This is a genomic window from Silvania confinis (assembly GCF_025564085.1).
In the GTDB taxonomy this organism is placed as follows: Bacteria; Pseudomonadota; Gammaproteobacteria; order Enterobacterales; family Enterobacteriaceae; genus Enterobacter; species Enterobacter confinis.
This window is the reverse complement of sequence record NZ_JAMGZJ010000051.1, coordinates 1-816: the sequence shown is the minus strand read 5'-3', so window position 1 is coordinate 816 and position 816 is coordinate 1. Positions and strand designations below refer to the sequence as shown.

General features: G+C 51.3%; 1 protein-coding gene. It reads left to right on the top strand.

All coding sequences use genetic code 11. The features are described from left to right. The first annotated feature begins 262 nt into the window (after window positions 1–262). Window positions 263–415, top strand: a complete 153-nt coding sequence (locus M8013_RS00245; RefSeq protein ID WP_271265836.1) for a Hok/Gef family protein — start codon at window positions 263–265, stop codon at window positions 413–415. Window positions 416–816: the final 401 nt, after the last annotated feature.

Genomic DNA, 816 nt, shown 5'->3' with positions numbered 1-816 from the left:
CCCGGCGGGGCATTTTCATTTTTACACCGGGAATCTAAACGTATTCCGAAAGCGAGTTTGCGCTGGTTAAATATCCAGCTTAAAGGCGATTTTTTGCGCGGCGTGAAGGTAATATGACGGCGGGTGCCTGATGCTTTCTGAGCGCAGGCTGGTGTGGTAGGTCAGAAAGCAAAAGCCCCGGAGATGTTTCCATCAACCGGGGCTACCACACCAAACCTCAACAATTTGGATGGTAGCCCCTTCTTAGCAAGGAGGCAATGACATGCTTAACAAGTACGCCTTTGGGGCGATCCTGGTACTGGGTTTAACTGTGCTGGGCATCACGTTTCTGGTTCGCGAGCAACTGTGCGAACTGAGTTTTAAGGAGCGTGATGTGGAAATGAAAGCTGTTCTCGCTTACGAAACGAAGAAGTAGCGGTACGCGGGGAGCAATCCCCGCTTATCTGAATTGTCGGTTTGGTGCAGGCACCCGTTTTTTTGCCCCGTCTGGTGATGAACCCGGCGGGGCATTTTCATTTTTACACCGGGAATCTAAACGTATTCCGAAAGCGAGTTTGCGCTGGTTAAATATCCAGCTTAAAGGCGATTTTTTGCGCGGCGTGAGGGTAATATGACGGCGGGTGCCTGATGCTTTCTGAGCGCAGGCTGGTGTGGTAGGTCAGAAAGCAAAAGCCCCGGAGATGTTTCCATCAACCGGGGCTACCACACCAAACCTCAACAATTTGGATGGTAGCCCCTTCTTAGCAAGGAGGCAATGACATGCTTAACAAGTACGCCTTTGGGGCGATCCTGGTACTGGGTTTAACTGTGCTGGGC